At 69.9% G+C, this 18,860-nt stretch carries 13 protein-coding genes and 1 tRNA gene; 3 read left to right on the top strand and 11 right to left on the bottom strand.

The window, feature by feature from the left end; translation table 11 throughout:
• Positions 1-31 precede the first annotated feature (31 nt).
• Positions 32-277, bottom strand: a complete 246-nt coding sequence (locus HS045_RS08680; protein ID WP_196450592.1) for a cell division protein CrgA — start codon at positions 275-277, stop codon at positions 32-34.
• Between the two features lie 225 nt (positions 278-502).
• Between HS045_RS08680 and HS045_RS08675 the strand changes: the two genes are divergently transcribed.
• Positions 503-1,075, top strand: coding sequence for an aminodeoxychorismate/anthranilate synthase component II (locus HS045_RS08675; RefSeq protein WP_196450591.1), 573 nt, complete (start codon positions 503-505; stop codon positions 1,073-1,075).
• Between the two features lie 89 nt (positions 1,076-1,164).
• On the opposite strand, the gene pknB is transcribed toward HS045_RS08675, so the two are convergent.
• The 7 genes from pknB to HS045_RS08640 all read right to left on the bottom strand — a co-directional run bounded on the left by pknB (position 1,165) and on the right by HS045_RS08640 (position 10,177).
• A complete protein-coding gene (pknB, locus tag HS045_RS08670; RefSeq protein WP_196450590.1) occupies positions 1,165-3,036 on the bottom strand; it encodes a Stk1 family PASTA domain-containing Ser/Thr kinase in 1,872 nt (623 codons plus the stop codon).
• A gap of 82 nt (positions 3,037-3,118) precedes the next feature.
• Positions 3,119-4,741 carry a serine/threonine-protein kinase gene (locus HS045_RS08665; protein WP_196450589.1) on the bottom strand — a complete coding sequence of 541 codons (1,623 nt, stop codon included), beginning with the start codon at positions 4,739-4,741 and terminating at the stop codon, positions 3,119-3,121.
• Positions 4,738-6,204, bottom strand: a complete 1,467-nt coding sequence (locus HS045_RS08660; protein ID WP_196450588.1) for a penicillin-binding protein 2 — start codon at positions 6,202-6,204, stop codon at positions 4,738-4,740. The genes HS045_RS08665 and HS045_RS08660 overlap by 4 nt, the downstream gene beginning before the upstream one ends.
• Positions 6,201-7,577 carry an FtsW/RodA/SpoVE family cell cycle protein gene (locus tag HS045_RS08655; RefSeq protein ID WP_196450587.1) on the bottom strand — a complete coding sequence of 459 codons (1,377 nt, stop codon included), beginning with the start codon at positions 7,575-7,577 and terminating at the stop codon, positions 6,201-6,203. Before HS045_RS08655 ends, HS045_RS08660 begins: the two co-directional genes overlap by 4 nt.
• Positions 7,578-7,581: 4 nt before the next feature.
• Positions 7,582-8,955: a Stp1/IreP family PP2C-type Ser/Thr phosphatase gene (locus HS045_RS08650; RefSeq protein ID WP_196450586.1), complete on the bottom strand. Its 1,374-nt coding sequence runs from the start codon at positions 8,953-8,955 to the stop codon at positions 7,582-7,584.
• A complete protein-coding gene (locus tag HS045_RS08645) occupies positions 8,952-9,419 on the bottom strand; it encodes an FHA domain-containing protein (protein ID WP_196450585.1) in 468 nt (155 codons plus the stop codon). The genes HS045_RS08650 and HS045_RS08645 overlap by 4 nt, the downstream gene beginning before the upstream one ends.
• Positions 9,420-9,436: 17 nt before the next feature.
• A complete protein-coding gene (locus HS045_RS08640; protein ID WP_068900132.1) occupies positions 9,437-10,177 on the bottom strand; it encodes a DUF3662 and FHA domain-containing protein in 741 nt (246 codons plus the stop codon).
• Positions 10,178-10,271: 94 nt separating this feature from the next.
• On the opposite strand from HS045_RS08640, the gene HS045_RS08635 reads away from it, so the two are divergent.
• Positions 10,272-10,354: transfer RNA gene (locus HS045_RS08635), tRNA-Leu, on the top strand.
• Between the two features lie 228 nt (positions 10,355-10,582).
• On the opposite strand, the gene HS045_RS08630 is transcribed toward HS045_RS08635, so the two are convergent.
• From HS045_RS08630 to HS045_RS08620, 3 genes are all read right to left on the bottom strand, one after another.
• The gene (locus HS045_RS08630) at positions 10,583-12,382 is read right to left on the bottom strand and encodes a hypothetical protein (protein WP_196450584.1); all 1,800 of its coding nucleotides are present in this window, start codon (positions 12,380-12,382) and stop codon (positions 10,583-10,585) included.
• On the bottom strand, positions 12,379-13,293 hold the full coding sequence (locus tag HS045_RS08625) for a hypothetical protein (RefSeq protein ID WP_196450583.1): 915 nt from the start codon (positions 13,291-13,293) through the stop codon (positions 12,379-12,381). Before HS045_RS08625 ends, HS045_RS08630 begins: the two co-directional genes overlap by 4 nt.
• 468 nt (positions 13,294-13,761) lie before the next feature.
• Positions 13,762-14,289 carry a hypothetical protein gene (locus HS045_RS08620; protein ID WP_196450582.1) on the bottom strand — a complete coding sequence of 176 codons (528 nt, stop codon included), beginning with the start codon at positions 14,287-14,289 and terminating at the stop codon, positions 13,762-13,764.
• Positions 14,290-15,117: 828 nt separating this feature from the next.
• On the opposite strand from HS045_RS08620, the gene HS045_RS08615 reads away from it, so the two are divergent.
• Positions 15,118-18,798 carry a phospholipase A2 gene (locus HS045_RS08615; RefSeq protein WP_196450581.1) on the top strand — a complete coding sequence of 1,227 codons (3,681 nt, stop codon included), beginning with the start codon at positions 15,118-15,120 and terminating at the stop codon, positions 18,796-18,798.
• The last annotated feature ends 62 nt before the right edge of the window (positions 18,799-18,860 follow it).

Below are 18,860 nucleotides of genomic sequence, written 5' to 3'. Positions count from 1 at the left end.
CCCCAGGGTGTGGACAGCCCTGTGGAAAGTCCTAACGCCAGCGGGTCGAGAGGATCACACCGAAGATGATGAAACCGAACCCGATGAGCAGGTTCCAGTTGGCGAGCGTCCCGAGCAGCGGCGCGTCGGGCGCCACGTAGTAGATGGAGATCCACAGGATGCCGATGATCCAGCAGGCCACCATGACCGGCGCCAGCCAGCGCGGGCTCATCTTGACCTGCTGGGTCGTCTTCGGCGGGGTGTAGACCGCCTTCTTGCGAGTCTTGGGCTTGGGCACTGGGCTCTCCTGCGTCACCCCTGCGCGATCCGGATCGTGCGCAGGCTCTGTCGGCTAGCGTAGTCGCTGGTGAGCAAGGATAGTCGGCGCAGATGGGACATGGCGATCCCGTGGGCGCAGGCTTTCCCGCCTCGGACGGACCGGTCGCTGGGTGGACATAGTCTGATATGTCGTGTCCTCCCGGTTCGAAGCGCAGATCCTCCCCGGCCGACCGGTCGTGGCACGATGACCCGCGTCCTCGTCGTGGACAACCACGACAGCTTCGTGCACACCATCGTCCAGTACCTCCGCGAGCTCGGCGCCGTCTGCGACGTGCGCCCGCGCGACCACGTGGCGGTCGAGGACACGGCGGGATTCGACGGAGTCCTGATCAGCCCCGGCCCCGGCGCTCCCGAGGACGCCGGGGTGAGCCTCCCGCTGGTCCGCCACTGCGAGGTCCGCGGCCTGCCGCTGCTCGGCGTCTGCCTGGGCCACCAGGCCATCGCGGTCGCCCACGGCGCCACCGTCACACGGGCCCCGGAGCTGATGCACGGCCGGACGAGCGCGATCTCCCACGACGGACGCGGGGTCTTCGCCGGGCTGCCCTCCCCGGTCACCATGACGCGCTACCACTCGCTGGCCGTACTGGCCGGTACGGTGCCGGAGGTCCTGGAGGTCAGCGCGACCGCGGACGACGGCGTGATCATGGGGCTCCGACACCGCACGGCGCCGGTCGAGGGCGTGCAGTTCCACCCGGAATCGGTGATCTCCGAGCACGGGCACCGGCTGCTCGGGAACTGGCTCGGGCGGCTCGTGTAACGCCGCGCGGGCCGCGTGCGACTAATCGGTGAGCCCTTCCGCCATCGCCCCCGAGTGGCGGAAGGGCTCTTCTCCTGTCCTGCGGCCGGTCAGCCGTTCTCGCCGTCGGGGCTGTCGAAGAACGGGTCGTCGGTCGGCTCGTCGCTCGGCACGTCCGGCTGCTCGTCGGTCGGCTGGTCGGTCGGGAGACTCGGGTCGTCGGTCGGCAGGCTCGGCTCCTCCGTCGGCACCGGCGGCTGCCCGCTGGAGACGACCAGCGTGATCGTGGTGCCCGGCTGGACCTTCGCCCCCGCGCCGGGGGTCTGGCTGAGGACGGTGCCCTCGGGCCGGTCGCTCGGCTGCTCGACGACCTTCACCTTGAAGTTCGCCTCCTTGAGGGCCGAGGTCGCGTCGGACACGTTGAGGTCGACGACGCTCGGGACCTCGACGGCCTCCTTGGGGACGTAGATGCGGACGGTCCCGCCCTTGGCGGCCTTCTTGCCCGCCGCCGGGTCGCTCTCCAGGACGACGCCCTGCGGGCGGGAGGACGCCTTGGTCAGCACGTCCACCTCGAAGCCCTTGTCCTTGAGCGCGGCGGTGGCCTCCTCCACGGTCTTGCCGACCACGTCGGGCACCGTGACCCGCTCCACGCCCTTGGAGACGACGACCTCCACCTCGGTGCCCTTGTCCACCTTGGCGCCGGCCGCCGGCTTGGTCTCGATGACCGCGCCCTTCGGCTGCTCCTCGCTGAACACCTCGGTCTTCTTGACCTTCAGCCCGAGGTCGCCGAGCTGCTTGGCCGCCGCCTCCTCCGTCTGCGAGGCCAGCGCGGGGATCGTCACCTGGCCCTCGCCCGTGGGCGTGCCCGGGGCGCTGAGGAACTGGTAGCCCACGCCGATGAAGGCGCCGATCACCAGGAGCGGGATCACGATCCACGCGGCGGTCTTGAGCGCGGTGTTGCCGCCCTGGGCGCGCCGGCGCCCGCGCTCGCCCCGCCCGGCGCCGCCGTCCTCGGTGCCGTACTCGTAGGCCGGGACGGCGGTGGTGCGCTGGGTGGCGGGTCCGCCCGGACCGGGCTGCTGCATGGTCCGGGTGGCCGCGCCGTAGTTGTTGGCCAGCGCCATCGTCTGGGCGTCCATCGGCATGCCCTGCAGGGCCCGCTGGATGTCGGCCCGCATCTCCCCGGCGCTCTGGTAGCGGTGCGCCGGGTCCTTGGCCATCGCCTTGAGCACGATGGCGTCGGCCCACGCGGGGATCTCCGGGTCGATCTGCGACGGCGGGATCGGGTCCTCGCGGACGTGCTGGTAGGCGATCGCCACCGGCGAGTCGCCGGTGAACGGCGGCTGCCCGGTCAGCAGCTCGTACAGCACGCAGCCGGTGGAGTAGATGTCGCTGCGGGCGTCGACCCGCTCGCCCCGGGCCTGCTCCGGCGAGAGGTACTGCGCGGTGCCGATCACCTGGGCGGTCTGCGTCATGGTCGCCGCGGAGTCGGCCATCGCGCGGGCGATGCCGAAGTCCATGACCTTGACGTCGCCGTTGCGGGTGATCATGATGTTCGCCGGCTTGATGTCCCGGTGCACGATGCCGCCGCGGTGGCTGTAGTCCAGCGCCCGCAGGATCCCGTCGACCAGCTCGGCCGCGCGCTCGGGCAGCAGCCGCCGGTCGGCCCGAAGGATGTCGCGGAGCGTGCTGCCGTCGACGTACTCCATCACGATGTACGGCACGGGGGCGCCCTCGGAGGCGTCCTCGCCGGTGTCGTAGACCGCCACGATGGACGGGTGGTTCAGTGACGCGGCGGACTGCGCCTCGCGGCGGAACCGCGCCTGGAACGTGTGGTCCCTGGCCAGATCCGCGCGGAGGGTCTTGATCGCGACGATCCGGTCCAGCCGGATGTCTCGGGCGCGATAGACCTCGGCCATGCCGCCACGCCCGACGACGCCGTCAAGCTCGTAGCGGTCGCCTAGGCGTCGAGGCTGAGTCATTTCCTGCACTGTCCCTTACCGTTCATCTTGGGTGCCGGTGAGCTCTCAGGCCACCGGTGTCCATCATCGGCCCCTTCCCGCATCACGTCTCCCCATTCGGTGGGACCGTCTCGTCGGGCTCGGCCGTGACGGTCGGCGTGGGGTTCGGTGTCGTCGTCGGGGGTGGGGGAGTCGGGGTCGGAGTGGTCGGTGTGGGGCTCGGGGTCGGTGACGCCGTCGGCCGCACGGTGGGCGTGGCCGACGTACTTACCGTAGCCGACGGCGACGGCGAAGGTCGGGGCGACTTGGTCGGGGGGACGGCCGGCCGGATCGTCGCAGGTCTGCTCCGTTCGGGGGTGGCGGCCGACGGGGTGGAGGCCCGCGGTTCGGGGGTGAACGGCTCCACCGACTCCTGCCTGTCCTGCGGGCCGGCCAGTTCCTGGAACGCCAGCGCGCCCAGCCCGACGGCGGCGGCGCAGCCCGCGGCCGCCGCGGTGACCGCGCTCGCCCGCCGCAGCCCGGTGCGGCGCGGCGCGGCCCGCGTGGCGCCGGCCGTCTTCCGTACGGTGCCCGCCGCGCCGTGTGCGGCCCCTTCGCCGCGGACGGGGTCCCCTGCACCCCCCCGTGCATCCCCTGTGCCCCGTACGACCCCTTCGTGGCGTACGGCGTCCCCTGCGCCCCGTACGACCCCTTCGCGGCGTACGGCGTCCTCTGCACCCCGTACGACCCCTTCGCGGCGTACGGCGTCCTCTGCACCCCGTACGACCCCTTCGCGGCGTACGGCGTCCTCTGCACCCCGTACGACCCCTTCGCCCCCCTGCGTGGTCCCTTCCGCGCCGTGTGCGGCCCCCGCCGCGGGAAGGCCCCGGTACCCGGTGGGATCGGTGAGCAGGACCAGGCCCGCGGCCTCCGCGGTGGCGAGCGACTCGCGCAGCACGTAGGCCCGGTCCGACAGCTCCCGGGCGCTCGCCGGACGCCGCGCGGGGTCCTTGGCCAGGCACGCCGCGACCAGGTCGCGCACCGGACCCGGGACGCTCGCGGGCAGCGGCGGCGGCGGGTCGTTGAGGTGCATCAGCGCGATCGCCACCTGGTTGTCGGCGGTGAACGGCGGCCGGCCGGCCAGGCACTCGTAGGCCACGACGCCCAGCGAGTAGAGGTCGGTGGCGGGGGTGAGCGCGGTGCCGGACGCCTGCTCGGGGCTGACGTACTGGGCGGTGCCGAGGATGGTCCCGGTCCGGGTGACGTGCGCGGACTCCAGCGCCCTGGCGATGCCGAAATCGGTGATCTTGATCGTGCCGGCCCCGGTGACCAGCAGGTTGCCGGGCTTGACGTCGCGGTGGATGATCCCGGAGGCGTGCGCGGCGTGCAGCCCCCTGGCGGTCTGGTGCACCACGTCGAGGACGACCTCGGGGCTCAGCGCGCCGTTGCGGGCCAGGACGGCCGCCAGGGACTCTCCGGGCACCAGCTCCATGACGAGGTAGGCGACGTCGTCGGCCTCGCCGTAGTCGAAGACCTGGGCGATCCCGGGGTCGGCCAGCCCGGCGGCGATCCGCGCCTCGGTGCGGAACCGCCCGCGGAAGGCGGGGTCGTCCGCGAGGTGTCGGCGGAGCAGCTTCACGGCGACCTCGCGGCCGAGCAGCTCGTCCCTGGCCCGCCAGACCTCGCCCATGCCGCCCGCCGCGATGCGCTCCAGCAGGCGGTAGCGGTCCCCGAGGAACGACGTCATCTACCGAGCACCGCTTCCATCACGCTCCTGGCGATGGGGGCCGCGGTCTGGCCGCCGGAGGCGTCGTCGCCGGCGCTGCCCGACTCGACGATGAGCGCGACGGCGACCTTGGGCTCCTCGTCGGGACCGGCGGGGGCGAAGGAGACGAACCAGGCGTGCGGGGCGCGGTTGCCGGAGGTCTCGGCGGTGCCGGTCTTGCCGGCGACGGTGACGCCCGGGATCTGCGCCGCGCTCGCCGTGCCGAGGTTGACGACGTTGACCATCATCTCCCTGAGCTTGGCCGCGGTCTCCTCGCTCATCGCGGTGGAGAGCTCCTCGGGGTCGGCGGTCTCGACCTCGCCGCCCTCGGCGTCGGCCACCTTGTTGACGAGGTACGGCTTCATGACCACGCCGTCGTTGGCCACGCCCGCCGCGACCATGGCCATCTGCAGCGGCGTCATCTGGTTGTTGCGCTGGCCGATCGAGGCCTGGGCGAGCGCGGCCTGGTCCTCCTGCTCGCCGATGCTGCTCGCCGAGACCGGCATCGGGATCTCCAACTGCTCCCCCCCGATGCCGAACTTTGCCGCCTGCTCCTTCATCGCGTCGTAGCCGAGGTCCATGCCGATCTTGCCGAACGGCGTGTTGCAGGACTTCTCCAGCGCGTAGGAGAGCGTCACGCGCCCGTTGCCGCAGGCGGAGTTGCCGTGGTTGGGCAGGTCGGCGGTGGTGTTCGGCAGGTCGAGCCGGGGCGGGGCGTCGATCGGGCTCTGCGGGCCCAGGGTGTCGTCGTTCTCCAGGTAGGCCGCCATGGTGACGACCTTGAAGGTCGAGCCCGGCGGGTAGGTCCGCTCGATCGCCCGGTTCAGCAGCGGCTGGTCCTCGTCCTCGGCCAGCTTCGCGTAGGCCGCGTTCACCCCCGCCTTGTCCGCCTTGGAGAGCGGGTTCGGGTCGTAGGTGGGGACGGAGACCATGGCCAGGATCGCCCCGGTCTTCGGGTCGATCGCGACCAGCGCGCCCTTCTTGCCGCTGGCGCTCAGCGCCTTGTAGGCCGCCTCCTGCGCCTTCGGGTTGATCGTCAGGTCGACGTTGGCGCCCTTGGTCTGGGTTCCGCTGAACAGGTCGAGGCTGCGCCGGATGAGCAGGTCGGCGCTGGAGCCGTCGAGCAGGTCGTTCTTGGCCCGCTCGATGTCGCGCTCGCTCTCCGGCGCGAAGAACCCGGTGACGGGCGCGTAGACCTTGCCCTCGGGGTAGCGGCGGGAGTACTTGAAGGTGTTGTCGTCGGTCTCGACCGACTCGGCGAGCACCTTGCTGCCCGCGGTGATCCGGCCGCGCTGGACCTCGTAGCGGTCGTAGAAGTTGCGGACGTTGCGGGAGTCCGACCGCAGCTCCTCCGCCCGTACGCCCTGCAGGTAGTTCACGTTGAGCATGAGCAGGCCGAACATCAGCATGCAGGCCAGGGCGACGCGCTTGAGGGGACTGTTCATCGCTGGAACACCTGCGTCATTCCTTCGTCCTGGATGGCCTGGGGCGCCGGCCTGCGCGCCGCGTCCGACATCCGCACCAGCAGCGCGATGAGGATCCAGTTGGCCAGCAGCGCCGAGCCGCCCTGCGACATGAACGGCGTGACCAGGCCGGTGAGCGGGATCAGGTTGGTGACGCCGCCGACGATGATGAAGACCTGCCAGGCCAGCAGGAACGACAGGCCGCCCGCCAGCAGCTTGGTGAACGGGTCGCGGGCCGCGATCGAGGTCCGCAGGCCGCGCTCGACCAGCAGCGCGTAGACCATCAGCAGGGCCATCAGCCCGGTCAGGCCCAGTTCCTCGCCGATGGCCGGGAAGATGAAGTCGGAGATGGCCAGCGGGATCCGCTCGGGGTGGCCCTGGCCGAACCCGGTGCCGAGGACGCCGCCCTCGCTCATGGCGAACAGCCCCTGCATGAGCTGCTCGCTGCCGCCGGTCTTCACGAAGAGCTCGGGGTCCGCGGGGTTGAGGTAGACCTCCCACCGGGCCTGCACGTGGTCGAAGATCAGCCCGGCGAGGACCGCGCCGCCGACGAAGAGCAGGACGCCGATCAGCACCCAGGAGGTGCGCTGGGTGGCGATGTAGAGCATCGCGATGAACGTGCCGAAGATCAGCAGGGAGGAGCCGAGGTCCTTCTGCAGGATCAGCACGCCGAGGCTGAGCCCCCAGGTGATGAGGATCGGGCCGAGGTCGCGGGCGCGGGGCAGGTCGATGAAGAGCAGCCGCCGCCCGGCCAGCGCCAGCACGTCGCGCTTGGCCACCAGGTAGCCGGCGAAGAAGACGAGCAGCGCGAGCTTGGCGAACTCGGCCGGCTGGAGCTGGCCGCCCGGCACCTTGATCCAGATGCGGGCGCCGTTGATGTCCTCGCCGATGAGCGGCAGCAGCGGTGAGACCAGCAGGACCAGGCCGACGGCCCCGGCGGTGTAGGTGAGCCGCTGCAGCGCCCGGTGGTCGCGGAGCACGACCAGCGTCACGGCGAACAGCACGACCCCGATCGCGGTGTACAGCAGCTGCTGGTTGGCCGAGGCGCCGAACGCGTCGACCTCCTCCAGCCGGTAGATCATCACCAGCCCGAGGCCGTTGATCAGCGTCACCAGCGGCAGGATCAGCGGGTCGGCCCAGGGCGCGAACTTCGCCAGCACCAGGTAGGCGGCCAGCATGAAGCCGCCCAGGCTGAGGCCGTAGGTGAGCATGCCGGAGGGGATCTTCCCGTCGATCGCCAGGCCCACGTTGGCGTATGCGCCCAATGTGATCACGACCGCGAAGGCGAGCATCGCCAGCTGCGCCAACCGCCGTTTGGCCGGCAGGGGGACGGGTTCGACGCTAGGGGTGCTCATGTCTCTATTGTGACCTTGTGGGTTTCGGGGTGGCGGTGCCCTTCGCCGGCGGGCTGGGGGTGGCGGCGGGCGGGTCGGTGCTGGTCGCGCCGTCGCCGGGGGCCTTGTCGCCGGTGTCGCCGGTGTCCCCGGTGTCGCCGGGCTGCTCGGCGGAGGCCTTCAGCTCGGCCGCCTTCTTCAGGCCCGCGTCGACGTTCGCGACCGGGATGCCGTCGCGCACCTGGCCCTGCTGGAACGCGCTGAGGGTCGAGACCGCCACCTCGGTGCCGCGGACGGGGTCGAAGAGCTCGACGGGGCCGAGGGTGGTGTTCACCCCGCGGTAGACCACGATCTCGTCACCCCGCACCCCCACGAAGTACTGGTCGTCGAGCCACTGGCTCCCGAAGTACCAGCCTAGGCCGCCGCCCACGAGGACGATGCCTCCGAGGGAGGCCAGGAGCGGCCACATGCGCCGGCGCTTGGCCGGGCGGCGGGCCGCGGCCCTGACGACGGGCTCGTCGAGGTCGTCGTCCATGATGATCGGCTGGGGCATGGTGACCGCCCCGACCCCGGCCCCGGGCGCGCCCGGCGCCTCCGGTGACGGCTGCGCGCGGCCGAGGGTGGAGCCCGCGGCGCCCACCACGGCCGCCTCGGTGGACGGGGAGGGGAACCCCTCGTCCAGCTCCAGCACGTCGGCGACCACGCAGGTGATGTTGTCCGGGCCGCCGCCGCGGTTGGCCAGGTCGATCAGCGTGCGGACCACCGTCTCGGGATCGTCGATCGTGGAGAGCGTGTGGTGCAGCGTCTCGGCGCTCACGACCCCGGACAGACCGTCGGAGCAGAGCAGGTAGCGGTCGCCGACCTGGGCCTCGCGGAGCGACAGGTCGGGGTCGACCTCGCCGCTGCCGTCCAGCGCACGCAGCAGGATCGAGCGCTGGGGGTGGGTGGCGGCCTCCTCCTGGGTGATCCGGCCGTCGTCCACCAGCGACTGCACGAGGGTGTGGTCGTGCGTGATCTGGTAGAGCTCCCCGGCGCGCAGCAGGTAGGCGCGCGAGTCGCCGACGTGGACCAGGGCGACCCTGGTGCCCGACCAGAGCATGGCCGTCAGGGTGGTGCCCATGCCCTTGAGGCTGGGGTCCCGGCCCACCATCTCGTGGAGACGGCGGTTGGCGTCGCGGACGGCCGCCTCGATGGCGCTGAGCAGGTCACCCCCGAGTGCGTCCTCTTCGAGGGACGACATGGCGGCGATGGCGACCGAGCTGGCCACCTCGCCGTGTGCGTGTCCGCCCATGCCGTCCGCGACGGCGAGCAGGCGGCCGCTGGCGTACGCCGAGTCCTCGTTGCCTTCGCGGAGGAGGCCGACGTCCGAGCGGGCGGCGTAACGGAGTGCGATGGTCATTTGCGCAATTCGATGACGGTCTTACCGATGCGGATCGGAACGCCGAGCGGCACCGGAGTCGGACGGGTGACTTTGGAGCGGTCGAGGTAGGTGCCGTTGGTCGATCCGAGATCTTCCACGATCCACTGACCGTCCTGGGGGAAGAGCCGGGCGTGCCGGCTGGAGGCGTAGTCGTCGCTGACTACCAGGGTGGCGTCGTTCGCCCGGCCGATCGTGATGGGCGTCTCCGAGAGGGTGATGGTGGTGCCCTGGAGAGGGCCGCCGGTGACGACCATCTGCCGAGGCTCCCCCTTCTTGGACTTGGCTGCGGGTTTGGCCGGCTTGGGAGCCTTGCGCGCGGGAGCGGCGGCGGCCGTGCGGGACCCGAACAAGTCTGTCCGGATCACACCGACCGCGGCAATCACGAAGAACCACAGCACCGCGAGGAACGCGAGGCGGATCAGCAGCAGCGTGAGCTCGGACATGGACCGTCTGTTTACCTTTAATCGCGCCGGAAAACCAGGGTCGTGCGCCCGAGCGTCACGCGAGTGCCGTTCTGGAGCTCGATCCGGCGAACCGGCTGGCCGTTGACGAAAGTGCCGTTCGTGGAGCCGAGGTCGACGAGCATGACCTGCGGCCCCTCCACTCGCAGCTCGGCGTGGTGCCGGGACACACCCGGATCCACGAGCCGGAGATCGCAGTCGGTGCCCCTGCCCAGCAGGGTCACCGGTGTGGTGAGATCGTAGGACCGCTGGCCCTGCGGGTCATCCTGAGTGGAGACCAGCAGCCGGGGCCTGCCCTCGAACGCATGCGAGCGACCGGCGGGCACGTCGGTCACGGGCTTGCGGATCTCGTCCTGCTCGACCGTGGCCCCGCGGATCACTCCGGAGCGGATCCGGAACAGGCCGACCGCGAGGTCGTCCGCCGTCTCGAAACGCACCCGGACGGGTCCCACGAACGAGTAGCCCTGCTCCTTGGCGTACTCGCGGGCGAGGTTGGCCAGCTCGTGGCTGATGCTGTCGGCGTACACCTGCAGGCGTTCGCTGTCGGTCGTGGACAGCTCGACCACGAAGTCGTTCGGGACGAGGGTCCGTCCCTGGGCGACGATCGCGGCCCGCTCGTCCATCTCCCGCTGAACCGCGCTGGCGACCTCGACCGGCTGAAGGTCAGACTTGAACGCCCGCGCAAAGGCCCCCTCAACCAAGCCTTCGAGCCTCCGCTCGAAGCGCTGAAGGACTCCCACCGGGTACCTCCCTTCCTCCGTCATCTACAGGGATCGTATCCGGGTTCGTGGGTACCGGCTGATCCGTGCTAATGTTTCGAGCGCACCCAAACAAGGGCGGGTGGCGGAACGGCAGACGCGCACGGTTCAGGTCCGTGTGTCCGAAAGGACGTGAGGGTTCAAATCCCTCCTCGCCCACTCTGGGCCGCCGACGAAATCGGTGGTCCGACAGTGACGGAACTCGGCCCCGGCTCGCAAGAGCCGGGGCCGAGTGCTTTCTGCGGATCCCGCGCGGTGTTCGGGCATGGAGAGATGTCTACCCGGCCCGGCTTGCGAGCCGCTTTCGCCCCACTTGCACCACTTTTTACCGGTTGCCGCTCCGGCAGGAACCGATCCCCCTTGTCTTCGGTGCCGGTCCGCAGCCGTCTACGGCACCCAGGTGGCCAGGGGTTCGGTGGGGCGGCGGCGCACGCGGCGGCGGGGACGGCCGCCGGGGCCGGGCAGGGAGTCCAGCCAGCGGGAGATCTTCCTGAGGTTGGCGTGGGCGAGCTGGAAGGCCAGCAGCAGGCTCTGGGCGGCGATGCCGCGGATGCGGCGGCCCTGGGAGCGCTGGATCGCCTCGCAGGCGTCGTCCTTGGCGTAGGCGTGAAACCCCTCCGAACCGTTGCGGAGGCGGGCATAGACCCGCTGGTGGTCGGCCGAGCCGTACGGCAGGGCCTGGGCGTGCTTGGCGCCGTGCTCGGGGGCCAGGGTGATGCTGTGCTGGCGGCAGATCGTCGGCGGACCGGCCGGGTTGGGCGCGGGGTCGGCCAGGGGCAGGCGCACGCCGGTGCCCATGCTGGCGGGTTTGAGCGGGCACTGGAGCCTACCGGCGGTGGCCGGGCACGACAGTCGCTGGTGACCTTCGCCGTCGGGCCGGCCTTTGGGGGCGAGGGCGTAGGCGGTGCGGGCGGTGAGGTGCCGCCGGTACAGCTCGGCGGCAGCGGCGGCCTGGCCGGCATCGTCGGGGGTTGCGGTTCGGAAGGCGCGGGTGGCGTCGATCAGCGCCTGGGGGAGGGCGGGGCAGTACCAGCGGCCTTCGACCTGCAGGGCGCCGTGCGCGCCGGACTGGATGCCGAGCTGGTCGTCGCGGTAGTCGAAGACGAGCCGGTAGCCCAGGGCGCGGGCGGGCAGCTGGAAGGTATCGGGGTCGGCGTTGTTGTAGGCCCGGTCACCGGCGAGGTAGCCGGCGGCGTGGCCGCGGCGGCGGACGTCGGCCAGGACGGCGACGGCGTTGCGCCCCGGGGCGGCGCCGGGCCGGTCCAGGGTGAAGCCGACCACCAGCGCGGGCGGAAGGGCCGGGTTGCCGCACCCGGGCGCGGCGTCGTCGGGGTCGGTGTGCGGGTTGCGGGCGATGGCCAGGGTGGCGTCGTAGCCGAACAGGTGCTTGAGGAACCCGGGCCGCTTCGCGCCGGTGGTGTGCTTGCCGGGCTTGCCTGCCGTACGGCGTGCGGCGGAGGAGGGGCGTTCGGCGCGAGCCGCGACGGACCCGTCGGGACCGGTGTCGGGGTCGCGGTGGTCGCCTTGGCGGATGTACCAGCCGGCGTCGGGGTCGGTGGCGGTGTGCGTCCCGCCGGTGCCGACGCCTTGGGCGTAGGTGGCGACGGGGGTGGCGTCGATGCCGATCGAGCCGTCCCAGTGCCGGTCGAGGGTGTCGCGGATCGCGTCCAGGGAGGATTCGACGATGCCGTTGACGACGGCGCGCAGCCGCTCGGCCCTGCCTGCCAGGTCGGCGGGGTCGGCCTGGGCGCGCAGCGCGGCGGCGGTCTCGGTGGACAGCCGGGTGTTGCGGGGCAGCGGGGAAGGGTCGAGGAGAGCGAGGACGGCGTCGAACAGGCGGCGCACCACGGCGTAGGCGGCCTCGAACCCGCGGCAGTCGTCGGCGCGGTCCTTGACGCCGAAGCGCCGCCGCCAGGGGCCGGGAACGGCGAAGTGCAGGATGTCGGTGACCGTGGACAGGTGCATGGCGTCCGGGTGTTCCAGCGCGCACAGGAACAACCCGGTCAGCAGGCCTTCCACTGTGAGCAGCCGGGGGCGGCCGCAGGGCTTGGCGAGCGGCGGCGCCAGCAGCGCCGCCGCGCCGGAGACGGCGACCAGGTGCACGGCGTACTCCAGGTCGGCGTCGGTGTAGGGGTGGCGTCGGCTGCGCAGCACCGCCAGCTGCGCCTCCCGCGTGAGGCGGCTCACGGCCGGCCTCGCAGGTGCTCGGCCGCCTGGGTGGCTTCGGTGCCGCGCAGGAACGGTAGCAGCCGCGACAGGGCGTGCAGGGAGTCGAGTCCGGCGGCGGCGACGATCACCGGCAGCGGCACGCCGGTCTCCATCAGCTCCACCAGCCAGCCGGCCCGCAACCGGCTCATCTTCAGCGCCGGGGCGGCAGGGGCGGGGTGGGTGCGGGCCAGGAAGCCCGTGACGGTGTTCTTGCCTCGGGCGTGGTGGCCGGGCCGGAACAGGTAGGCGGTCTGACCGTCCAGGCGGGCGGCCTCGGCCAGGACGGGCTCCCAGGCGCGGCGGCACACCACCAGGCGGCTGCGCCGACCGCGCACGGCGACCACGACCGCGCCGCTGCCGGGGCGGCGGACGTCATGGGCCCGCAACGGGACGATCTCCGGGGTGTCCAGGCCGCAGCCCCGCCCCAGCGCCAGCAGCACCTGACAGCCCTGGCGCAGCTGCGCGGTGGGCTGCCCGCCCGCCCACGCCCACAACGCGGCCAGCTCGGTGGGCGCATACGGGCGCGAGGCGGTCGAGGCCGACAGCTTGACCGGCCTGCCGGTGGCGCACTCGCCGCCGAGGACGGCCTCGCGCAGCCGCAGCAGCCTGCTGCGGTAGGTGGCCCGGGTACCGGAGGCCAGATGCAGGCAGCCTGCCGTGATGAACCGCTCGATCACCTCCCGCGACAGCCACACCTCGGGCCGGGCGGGCAGGCCCTCGGCGTCGGCGAACAGCGCGAGCCGGGTCAGCACGCTGAGCAGCTCCGCGGCCGAATACGGGGTGAGCGGCTCAGCGGTGGCGACGGTGCGGCGCACCTGGCCGGCCACGCGGCTCCAGCCCGGGGGCGAGCCTGCCGGGATGTAGGTGTCGATGCGCTGTGCCACGCTCACCTGCCACAGGTAGACGCCCGCAGGGCTCCTATTCCCGCTATAGCACGCCCTGGCGTCACTGTCAGTGGCCGACCGTGATGGTATCGGGGACCCGTCGCAGTGGAGCTCCTGCCCGGTGACGGTCCGCGCACCGTCCGGCCCGGTTCCTTTGCGACGGCCGGGTGCCGGCCGTGGCTGCTGACGGTCATGAGCCGGGAGCGGCTGCCGCGGGTGGGTTCGCGGTGGGAATTCCGTCTCGCGCTCGGCGGAGAAGACGTTCATGGCCATCCTGGCGCGTATCTCCCTTTTACGGGGGGACACGCCGTCATGACAGCACGCCGGATACCGGCCTCACCGCTCGAACGGCGGTAAGGTCGCAGGCACGACGAACCATCAGATGAGTGTGTGGGATTGTCGTTTCGGCCGTCGTCGAGGTGCAACTCGACGGCGGCCTTCTTCGAATTCTCCGTTCAGGGAGACGAATAGCGGCTATATGGCTGCCGCTGTCTCCGGACTCGCGGGTTGTGGCAGGGTTTCACAGCCGTATCGATAGCGGGCGTCCGCGTTCTTGACGAGGCGGCCGTCGTCCACCATGTAGCTGAGCGTCATTCTCAGCAGGCGGGGGTCCTCGCCGATGGCATCGGCGATCTCGCGGTTCTTCCACCATCGGTGAGGATCCTGGGCGAGCAGGTTCATGACGTTGGCCATCCGCGGGCTGGCGGGCCTTCCCCTCCGGGCCGGCAGCGGCGACTCGGTCGCCTTCCGCCTCGGTGAGGCCGTGTCCGTGTCGGTGTCCGCGCGAGCGACCTGCAGGGAGGGCGGATGGAAGGTCGCCGTGTTCTCCCAGCTTTTCAGGACGTGCATGGTGGTCTCCAGCTCGGCGATCTCCCTGCGGATACGGTCGAGTTCGGCTTCGAGTGCGGCTGCTTCGTTCCGGGCCTTCTCCAGGCAGTCGTGTGCATGAAGAAGTACATGAGAAAAGACAGGAGTGGCTTCCTCGCAGTACTGATCCCGCATGAGCCGACACTACATTGGCTGCCCGGGCGCAGGACGGATGCATGGCAGCGTGTCGCCTCCCAGCATGCGTGTTTCGTGCTGTCGGATTTCCGCTCCGCGTTCGGAGGAGGTTTTTGCAGGCGCTAATTATTAGCCGCCCCTCACTTTGTCTGCGACTGACGTTACGAGGACCCGGTCGTGGTGTTCGGCGACGTGATCCGGTGAGGGATGAAAGCCGGATCTGCGAGGAAGCCACGCGTATGGAAAGCATCGACGGGAAAGCCTGCGATGCTCTGCCCGGCGGGACCGCGGCGCCGCGCGGCGTGGCGGATGATCCGCCTCGCGGATGCGGCCTTCGGCCTGTGGTGCGTGTGCCGTGAGCGCACTCCGCTGAAGGGGCTCGTGCTCGACCCTGAGATCGCCGGGGCCCGGATCACGCGATTGGTGACCACGAGAGGGCGAGATCGTCCATCCCTCGATCGATACATATGGTGATGACACGAACACAAAGAGCGGCGAATGGGTGTAACCGCAAACGGCAAATGAGGTAAAGCCTGGCAAAGTTTCTTCGACCTCCGCTGAGACGGGGACTCCAGCCCGGCCGTGACGCACGTCACCGGCGATGAGGTGCGGGAATACGGCCGATGACACACCGAGCGCGCTCCCGCCGAGGGCCTGCACCGCACCCGGCCGGCAACCGGACCGCACCACGCCGATGAACATGCCCCGTGACGTCGGGCCAAGCGGAAGTAGATCGCAGCCAACAGGCGTAAAGCCGACATAAGGCATCGAGCGGCCGTGCGTACGGTTACCCCACGTCTACCCCTCCTACCTGTTTGTGAGCCTGTCGTGGGTCAACCCCTTCCCGCTCTACCGCGCTCCACCCGGTGGCGGCGCTCCGCGACGCGAACCGTCGCGGTCGGCCTCCTTGCCCTGGTCGCCGTCACCTCCACTTCCCTGGCCGAGGTCGCGGCCCTGCCCGGCGCGGCGCCACGCGTTCAGGCGGTGGCCGCCACCGCGGCGGTCACCGCGCCGCCGGTGACCGAGCAGCCCGATCGGCACACCGCCGCGCTGGCGGCCTACCGGCAGAAGAGCCGGGTGCTGATCGCCGGTGAGACCACCGAGACCAGCCTCACCTACGCCAACCCCGACGGCAGCTTCACCATGGAGACCAACCCGTCTCCGGTGCGCGTGCAGCAGGGTGGCGACTGGCACGCCATCGACACCACGCTGGTCGAGCGCGACGGGGTGCTGGTGCCGAAGATGGCCAAGGGCGAGGTGGAGATCTCCGCCGGCGGCGACGAGGCACCGATGGCCCGGATCGAGCACGCCGGTGACGCATCGTTCGCCCTGTCCTGGCCGAAGGCGCTGCCCACCCCGAAGGTCGAGGGCAACAAAGCCACCTACACCGACGCGGCCGGGCCCGGCGCCGACCTGGTCGTCACCGCGCTGCCCACCGGGTTCCGTCACGACGTGGTGCTGCGCGAGCGCCCGGCCGGGCCGGTGGAGTACAAGCTGGAGGTCGACACCGACGGCCTGAAGCTGGCCGAGACCAAGACCGGCAGCCTCACCCTGACCGACGAGGACGGCAAGACCGTCGCCTCGGCGCCGCAGCCGGTCATGTACGAGGCCGCCGCCGAACAGCCCGACGCCACGGCTGAGACGACAGCCGACGCCGCAGCCCCCTCAGAGATCGACACCCGCGTGGCGACCGAGAACGGCCGGCAGCTGCTGGTCCTCAAACCCGACCCGGCCTTCCTGTCCGACCCGGACACCCAGTACCCGGTGGTCGTCGACCCCACCACCACCCTCGGCGTCACCACCGACGGCTTCGTCCGCAGCCACATCGCCGACATGGCCAACGGCGACTACCTCAAAGTCGGCTCCTCCGACGGCGGGGACACCAAGCAGCGCTCCCTGATCAAATTCAACGTCGCCTCCCTGGCCGGCAAGCACGTCACCGCCGCCGAGATGCGGCTGTGGACCGCCAACCTCTGGACGACCGACCAGAACGGACCGGGCGTCATCGCGCGCCGCCTGTCGGCGAACTGGAGCACGGCCACCACCCACTGGGGCCAGCAGCCGGGGGCCTACGCCACCGGCGCGGTCACCGTCAAAAGCGCCTACGACTCCACCTGGATGAAGTTCCCCATCACCACGATCGCCCAGGCCTGGGCGGCCGGCTCGCCCAACTACGGGGTGCACGTGGTGGGTGCTAGTGAGACCGACATCCGCTCGGCCCGCTGGTTCCACTCGGCCAACTACAGCGCCGGCGGCACGGCGCACCCGCCTGCGCTGGTGGTCACCTACAACTCCTACCCCGCCACCGCCACCACCAAGACCGTCGGTGTTTCCACCGGCACCGACGGCGTCGCCTACTCCACCGCCACCCCGCGACTGTACGGGGCGGCCAAGGACGCCGACGGCGGCGTCAGCCGCGTCTACTTCGAAGTCTCCGACACCGCCGGTACCGTCTTGTGGACCGGTTCGGTGTCCGGCCTGGTCGCCGGAACCCAGGGCGCGGTGACGGTCCCGGCCGGCAAGCTCGCCCACGGCCAGAAATGGCGCTGGCGCGCCCGCGGCTTCGACGGCCTCGACTACGGCCCCTGGTCCGGCTACCTGTCCTACACCGTCGATGCCGAAGTGCCCGCCGCGCCCACCATCGACTGCCCGGACTACCCGGCCGACGCCTGGACTCCCAGCACCGGCGGCGAGGTGACCTGCACCCTGGACACCACCAGCGCCGACGGCTCGGGCTACTACTGGGCCCTGGACGACGACAACCCCACCACGCTAGCCGCCGACCCCGACGGCAAGGGCGGCGACCCGCTCACCATCACCATCGACCCCGAAGACGGTCAGCACATCCTCTACGCCAAGAGCCGGGACGTGGCCCTGCAGACCTCCGAGACGACCGTCTACTCGTTCGGGGTCGGCACTGAACCAACTCCGGTGCTTGATTTAAGCGCGCTGGCCAGTGAGCCAGGCGAGGAGCTCATCGTCACTGTTGCTAATGCGCCAGACAATGTCACATCCGCAACAGTGACCTCCTCCGCTTTTGCCGATGGTCCGATCACGCTGATGCGTGGCAACGCTGAAGAATCCCTGAGCGGGACCGCCATGATCATGAACGGCATCAAACCGGGAACTTACGACGTCAGCGCCACTTTCGATGCACAGGAAGAGCCGCTCACGATCCTGCTCGACGTCAACGGGCCTGGGCGAATCGACGCGGCAAGTGGAGCGTTCATCGTTACCTCTACCGACTTCTCGCAGGACGGGCTATTGATCACCCGTAGTCACAGTGTTTCCACCAGCTCCAAGGATTCGCCACACCAGAAGATCTTCGGATCTGGGTGGCAAGCTGAGATCCTGGGCGGAATGATCGATTCGCGCCTCGAATCCTCCACAGGAGAGCCGTCGTTTTTCCGGCTCACCGCACCTAGCGGTGAAACAACGACTTACACGCTGGATGCGGACGACTCGGCGGGTATGACCTACGTCGCGGCCGACGGTTCCACCCTGGTGATGCAGACCCCCGAGCGCTATATCGAGCACCGTGCGATAGGAATCGAGATCGAATGGGTTTATCAGGATCTCGGCAATGGAGCCAGGTGGTTTGCCACTGCTGTCGGAGATGCAGACGCCGGCATGATCGTTGTCTCCTACGATCAGCACGACCGAGTTGTCGGTCTCTCCGGCCCCAAGGAGGGCATATCAACTCCGACGATTTGCCCCGGTCCAGGGTGTGCTTCGATCGTCCTAACGTACGCAAACATAACAACAGCTACAGACGAAGCCTTCGGCGATCATTCTGGTCGTCTGAAAAACATCACTTACACTGCCGATGAAGGACTCGATCCTCGGATCGTCCATCAGTACCGTTACGATGTCTCTGGTCAGCTCCGCACCGTTACCGATGAAGAGAGCGCGTCCCAGACAAGCTATGTCTACGACGATGGCGGATATCTCACCCAGCTGATCGACGATGTGGCGGACTGGTCTTTCACTTATGATAGTGACGGCCGCATGGTGAGACAGGAAAAAGTCGGACTGACATCCGATAGTTTTATGGCAAGCAGCTCTGCATCGACGTCGGCGACCAATCGCAATTGCAAATACATGTCGCAGTTCCTGTGGGGCGACGGGAAAAATACCTGCTGGGTCAGCCCTGTACCCATGGAATACGGCGGCAAAGGATACAAGCCTACATGGAGGAGGACCCCGGGCGGCAAGGGGGTAAGTAAGTCGGTGGTCGGCGTGACCCACGACCACTGCACGGGCATCGCGGACCAGCCCAGAGGATTCGACTTCCGCGTCGCCTGCGACATGCATGATTACGGCTACGGGATCATCTACAAGAGCCCAGATGATTCTTGGAAAAAAAGCCACAAAAGTCAGGTCGACAACGTCTTCTATACGACCTTGCGAGATTACGTCTGCAACGCCTACACGGAAAAGCAGAAGTGTAAAGGGCGCGCCTATGATTACTACCTGGGCGTGCGCAACCTTGGTGGATGGGGTATGTAATATCCCATAGCACAGACTGCCAAATGTTCCGATAGCCCACACATTGCCATACGGCGTTGCCG

The organism is Planomonospora sp. ID82291, assembly GCF_015711645.1.
Lineage (GTDB): Bacteria > Actinomycetota > Actinomycetes > Streptosporangiales > Streptosporangiaceae > Planomonospora.
This window is presented reverse-complemented; position numbering and strand designations above follow the sequence as displayed.

What these genes read in the sequence shown, in the direction of transcription:
- pknB (WP_196450590.1), bottom strand. Translation starts at nt 3,036, where the DNA reads ATGACTCAGCCTCGACGCCTAGGCGACCGCTACGAGCTTGACGGCGTC.
- HS045_RS08650 (WP_196450586.1), bottom strand. Translation starts at nt 8,955, where the DNA reads ATGACCATCGCACTCCGTTACGCCGCCCGCTCGGACGTCGGCCTCCTC.
- HS045_RS08660 (WP_196450588.1), bottom strand. Translation starts at nt 6,204, where the DNA reads ATGAACAGTCCCCTCAAGCGCGTCGCCCTGGCCTGCATGCTGATGTTC.
- HS045_RS08655 (WP_196450587.1), bottom strand. Translation starts at nt 7,577, where the DNA reads ATGAGCACCCCTAGCGTCGAACCCGTCCCCCTGCCGGCCAAACGGCGG.
- HS045_RS08620 (WP_196450582.1), bottom strand. Translation starts at nt 14,289, where the DNA reads ATGCGGGATCAGTACTGCGAGGAAGCCACTCCTGTCTTTTCTCATGTA.
- HS045_RS08675 (WP_196450591.1), top strand. Translation starts at nt 503, where the DNA reads ATGACCCGCGTCCTCGTCGTGGACAACCACGACAGCTTCGTGCACACC.
- HS045_RS08645 (WP_196450585.1), bottom strand. Translation starts at nt 9,419, where the DNA reads ATGTCCGAGCTCACGCTGCTGCTGATCCGCCTCGCGTTCCTCGCGGTG.
- HS045_RS08665 (WP_196450589.1), bottom strand. Translation starts at nt 4,741, where the DNA reads ATGACGTCGTTCCTCGGGGACCGCTACCGCCTGCTGGAGCGCATCGCG.